General features: G+C 50.6%; 3 protein-coding genes. All 3 read right to left on the bottom strand.

Annotated features, from left to right (window positions below):
- Positions 1-148: 148 nt before the first annotated feature.
- The 3 genes from ABFD83_08625 to ABFD83_08635 all read right to left on the bottom strand — a co-directional run bounded on the left by ABFD83_08625 (position 149) and on the right by ABFD83_08635 (position 5,788).
- Positions 149-2,083 carry a hypothetical protein gene (locus tag ABFD83_08625; GenBank protein ID MEN6357132.1) on the bottom strand — a complete coding sequence of 645 codons (1,935 nt, stop codon included), beginning with the start codon at positions 2,081-2,083 and terminating at the stop codon, positions 149-151.
- Positions 2,084-2,487: 404 nt separating this feature from the next.
- A complete protein-coding gene (locus ABFD83_08630; protein ID MEN6357133.1) occupies positions 2,488-4,206 on the bottom strand; it encodes a sigma-70 family RNA polymerase sigma factor in 1,719 nt (572 codons plus the stop codon).
- 664 nt (positions 4,207-4,870) lie between these two features.
- Positions 4,871-5,788 (bottom strand): AraC family transcriptional regulator, encoded by a 918-nt coding sequence (locus tag ABFD83_08635; protein ID MEN6357134.1) that lies wholly within the window; start codon positions 5,786-5,788, stop codon positions 4,871-4,873.
- Positions 5,789-6,000 lie beyond the last annotated feature (212 nt).

Below are 6,000 nucleotides of genomic sequence, written 5' to 3' on the forward strand. Positions count from 1 at the left end.
GAGCACAGACCGTAGGGTCAGTATTCGGAAATCCTGACCCAGGTTGTTTTTTTGTAACCGGTCCCAGGATTAATTTTGTCCAAATGACAAAAGCCATGTGACTCATATGTTCACATGGCTTTTGCATTGATTTATCGCCGATAACGAACTATCCCTCGATCTTCAGCTCAGCAACCGCCGCAACAGTATCGCTGGGCACGTCAAACTGCAGCGCGCCATCTTCCTTGTGGAACGGCAGCTCAATCGACTTTCCGCCGGGTTGATACAAAGTCACACTGCTGACCTGCTCCACATCTGAGGTACTTACGCTGACAGTCTTGTCCTGTATGGCTCTGCCCGGCAGACGAGTATTTTTACCGACTATACTGGCCAGCAGAGAACCCGATCTGCTGCGGAATATTCCTCCCTTGTACATCTTCGGGAAGCTTATGGGCTTAGGATCAAAGACCCACTTTCTGCGGAAAAGTTTCTCAACCAGCGGGACATACATATCGTAAAGATCGGCTGACGGCGCAGCTTCGCTGTAGCTGGTATAGCCCGCGCCGTGCACCAGACAGCTCTGGAACATCAGCTCGATGTCCGCATCGCCTGATTGATACACCAGGAAGAACATAGGTTTAGCCAACCCATAATACTGCAATCGATCACACAGCCATCCCTCGCCTTCAGCCATAAAACCGTCTATATACTTAAATATGCCCACGCCATATGGAGCATTCGCCATAATCGCTTTGTTCGGATGAAGCAGAGACGAAAGAAGCTCCAGGTGAGGATAATAGTTGAGGCCGGTCATGTAAGCAGGACGGTTATCCACTGCCGTTATGCCGTCATCGTGAGCGGTGTCCTGATGGTTATAGCACGGCTGGTCCAGAAAGACTCCGTCCATCTCAGGATATCGCGACACCAAACCTTTTATCTGCCGGGTCATATCTTTGCCGAAGGGAAGCGAAGGGTCTGAGTTCATAAGAAGCGTGCCGGGCCAGGCGCTGGTGTTGCTGCCATAATAATCCTGCACCCTCGATCCGATGAACGCCGGATCGAGCAGTTTTTCGTCACCGTCACCAGTGACTTGAATATAAGGCATGGCCGCTGAGCCGACTGCATGGAGGTTCTGGATTGTGCGGCGGATCGCATCAATCGTGATAATAGCGTCGTCGTCCCTATCATGACCGCTGCGCCAGCTCTCAACTCCTTCAGGATGATAATTGCCGTAGGCAGGGAAGTGACGATGTATCTCGTGCCACTTGAGCCCCAACCCTGCCATCGCCTTGGCTTCTTCAAGTGAGACATTCCACCTACCGGATATATGACCGCCCCAAAGGTTGTCGATTATGTTTGAGCGAGGCTCGAAATACTCATTGAACCTCTCATAGAGCCAGCCGAGTGAGCTGCGCCAGTCGCCTGTGGTGCCTCGCAAAAGCAAACTAGTTTCAGCGGATCGCGACGGGCTCAAAGCCATCCAATCGAACTGTATCTGCAAATTAGGCTCTCGGTAGGCGCTAATGAACCTGAAGCGCGGAGTAATGAAATCGAACGGTTTTGTCAGGAGCAGGCCAACGTTCTCATCTTCGAGATAAGAACACAGCGCAGGCATTGTGATTCCGCTTGTAGCCTCACCGTATTCCAACGCGACTTCTGCAAACATATGCGGGGCTGTGGGCATATTGTCGCGTGCTGCCCAGAAAGAGATCGGATACATCGGCTGAGGCCACGGTATACAATAGCTCACTGCACACGAACGATACTCACCAGCATCCAATATAACCCGGCTTGTCCAACTTATGGCGCCATCTTCGAACCCATAAGTCTCGCGAAGCAGCCAGGGTGCTCCGTGAAATGTCTTTTCTATTGTCAGGCTGTCTTTGCCTTCAGAAAAAATGACGCTGCCAAGATCCCTACGGTCGAATGTCTTTCGCATAAGATCATCCCGGACTGTCACATCCCCGGGATGCGCTGACCATGTGAACTGCTTGCCCTGAATGACGACAAGACTCGACAAGCAGCCTGTTTTCTTATCCAGATCGAGTGTGAGGTTACCTGCTGAAATTTGCCAGCCGCTGGCCGTTCGCACAATTGCGTTCAATTACCGACTCTCCTTATATAATATGATGTATCAATTATACCAGATAAGCAGTATCCATTTGAAAGAGTGCTCGCAGCTTTTTTAGTTTTATCGAAGGCCAAAGAATGCTTAGTGGATGCCCGAGGAAAATATAATATACTATTCCGACTGCATTACTTGTCATTACTGTAAGACAACTCTATAAGGAGACTACCAGAATGAGCAAAAAGATCGTTTCGTTGAGAACGATAATAGAGACACAAAAGCCTCATATATCCGTTTTTAGGTGCACTTTCTAAAGCTATCCTCATCCAAGCTGATTTTCACGCTCGGAATGCCTGAATTTTGGTCGACCAAGAGTTAAGATCACACAAACGGCTCTATGTTTTTCAGAGCCGTTTTCTATATGTCGATACGCACAATGATCAGTGCTGCGTCGAACTCATCTGACGCTTGTTGATATATAGTGTGATCGCCAGCGCGATCAAAGGTATTACGAGACCAGGTATATGGATGATTGCCTGCTGGGTTTTCGACCGCGCCGCCCATTGATCCACCATAAACATGATACCGAACCAGATGTTTATAAGCGCTATGATCCGATGATTCCGAATGCTGATCGCAACCCTCGGCGAGGATCGGTCCGGACTGAGGAAAAAAATATCGCGCACATCCTGTATGCGTCCCTCGGCAAAGAGACTCAGTGCATATCTTATCGTGTGGCAGGCCTGCTCTGCCAAATCGGCGTTGCTGATAGTCGTTGTGCATACTCCGTCCGTCCCAATGGTCATCTGTGTTCGGCTTGGCACAATGCCGATAGTTTCCAATGGATTGCGCGACATGCTGAAGAGCGAGAGGCAGACGGTATCTCCTTCAAAACGATAGTCGCGCACCTGCCGCATTTCAGCTAGCAGCCTGGCGAAAGTACGCAGATCAAGCTTCGACAGTTTACGAGAAAGTCGCATATCGATCTCTGGCAGCCCAGCTATGCGCGAGAACGGATTGTAGCTACTCACTGCCCACATTGGCGGCATTTGTGGATCAGTGAAATAGCTAATGATGCCTATCACAATAAACGCCACCGCACCGGTAACATCGGGCGCATCGAAGAATGCAGCCGCCACAATAGCAGCAAAGATGACTCCGTACATCAGAATGCGCGATGTTGCGCCGGGGATGCGTATCCGACCGAGTAGTTGAGGGCTGACTCCAATGATTACAAGCAAAAACATACAGCCAATAACCACCGCTTCGATTCGCACTGCAGTCATCGGGCCGACAAATCTATTTAGCACGAAAAATGCAGTGACGGTTGCGAACGTTTTAAAGGCGGCCTTCCTATATACCCTCCTGATCATCGCTCTGGCTGTTTGGTTCTGAGGAGCATCTTCCAGGCTGGACTCTTCGAGTCTGCTGAACAGGGAGTAGAACACCCATAAAGGTAGCGCAGAAACTGCTACCGTCCACAACATAAATGAGATGCTTGCGGACAGTTTTCCGAGAACAGCCAAGAGGCCGACTCCGGTCGCACCCTTTGGCGTAAGAGGAAGCAAGACAATGACTGATCGTGTGAAACCTCTGCTCGGCTGCATGTCGGAAAGGGATTCTTCCAGCATATGCTCAAGCTGAGTGCGCAGCGCGGTCCTTGCCCGGTGCAGTCTTGTGCGCATGGTTTGCTCGGCTATTCCCAATGCCGAAGAGGCCTCAGCTATACTCTTGCCTTCCACGTAGAATAGAGTCAGCGCCTCGCGGTGGATGACCGGTAGCTTGGCAAAGGAGTCCCAGAGCTGCTGTGATAGAGACTCGCGGTCCTCTTCTTGCGGCCCGGCCTCTGCGGATTCAAGAACAGCCAATCTATTGTGGAAGGCATTCTCACGCTTTATCCCACGCCCCAGCGAACCGCAGACGTTTCGAGCAATCCTTGCCAGCCATCCTGCGAATTTGCCGGGTTCGCGGAGCGTGCCAAGATAAGTATACGCTTTGACGAATGTCTCCTGGGCAGCGTCTTCAGAAAGGTCGACATCACCAAGATTACTCCATGCGATGCCGTAAACCATCTTCTTGTATTTGTCTACGAGTTTCCCATAGCCGTCCTTGTCACCTAGCAGGACAGCGTTTACTAGGAAAGAATCGTCTGTATACATTGCTTACCTCCGATGTCTTTGACTTAATGACGTCGGACATCGTCGAAGGTTACCGGCAAATATTATATCATTCCGCAGAGGCTAGACACATTGAAAGGTCTGCCGGAAAGTTGTGCGCACATCGTGAGGGCAAGAGTTCATAATTAGCTCTTGATGGAGGTGGTCGGGCAAGAGCTAAGTCTACGAACTATTCTATGACCGGTTGGCTGACAGATTTCACATTCATGCCACAGGTTTTCGCAGCTACCTCGGCCACAAGATAGGCTGTGGAAAAGCTTCAATATTGAGCTCAATATAGCTCTTGGATATGCGCAGTCTCAGAAATCATGGATGTGTTTCGCAACTTGCGTCTCGGTCGATTTGAGCAAAAGTCAGTTCTATGAAACAGAAACGAACACAAATAGGTCATTATTTGTGCCATCGGCCCAAATCTCATGAGCAAGCATTTGATAGGGCAAGAGTTAAAATCACGAACCGCTCTACGTTTTGTGGCAAGTTCTTCTACACCTGCAGACAGCGACTATGTTATGTTGTCGTTTGCTTCATCAGTCTCTCTTTCCTCGCAATTGAGGGGAGCTTTGTGCCTTACTACAACTGCTGAACTGCGCCTCCTGGCTGGACTCAGTTGGAACTCCTACTCAGATGAGCATTTTGCAAGTAGCATTCAACCACCGCTAGGTGACTCCACCACAGCCCGCATTTGGGCGACTGCTTCCGAGGGGTTGCATCCGAAATACCGCTTGAACTCCCGGCTGAACTGGGATGCGCTTTCGTAGCCTACTCTGCTGGCGGCGCTGCTGGCGCTGATGCCGTCCTGTATCATCATTACTTTCGCTTTGTGCAGGCGGATGCTCTTGAGATATTGCAGCGGCGAGACGGCAGTAACGGCCTTGAAGTTGCTGTGGAATGAGGACACACTCATGTTCGCTTCGCTGGCTAGTGTGCTGATATCAAGCTCCGAACCATACTCCGTGTGCATCCGCTTCATCACCTTCGCGATTTGGCTGAAGCGGCTATGACGAGCTGCCAGTAGTCGCAGTGCTCCACCTTGCTCACCGCACAGCACTCTGTAGATGATCTCTCTAACGATCTGCGGTCCCAGCATACGCCCATCAAGAGGATTCTGCATGGACTCGAGCAGCCGTTCTGTAGCGCAGAGCATCTCATTTGTTAAAGGCGTCGAGTAGATGCCTCGTGGCATCGAACCTGATAACGAAGCATTATCATCCATGTCCAGCAGCAGCTCACTGTCTGTTGTCACGTCCACGCTTATCATCACCCCGAGGAGGGGTTCCTCGGGTGTTCCGCTTGTCTCGCATTCAAACGGGAGCGGGACCGAGAGCACCAGGTAGTTGTATGGGTCGTACCTGTAGACCTCGTTTCCAAGGTAGCCGGTTTTGTGTCCTTGGGCGATTATCACTATGCTCGGTTCATATACGACTGGGTTCCTGGGAATCGGCTTGTTCGACCGGACGAACTTAACGCCCTTAAGCGAAGATTCCGTGAAACCCTGCTTCGTCGCAAGCTCCTCGATCAGTTTGGCCAACGGCCTGTCATCTCCACTGCCTGTATAGTCTGCCATATCCAAAGGCCCTCTATGCATCCTCAAAATCCATATATCCAGATATTACCTGACGCCGATGGCTGTGTCAACAGACGGTCGCTCGATGGGTGCATGTCAGATTTACGGAATCACGCTGCAATTTTGGCAGCCTCTAATATATTGCCAGTTCTTTTATTAAGCACTGCAGAGCGCAAATGTGCGATTGTCTCGATTCCGTGCCTCTTCCAGCG

This window comes from Armatimonadota bacterium (genome assembly GCA_039679645.1).
GTDB lineage: Bacteria > Armatimonadota > UBA5829 > UBA5829 > UBA5829 > UBA5829.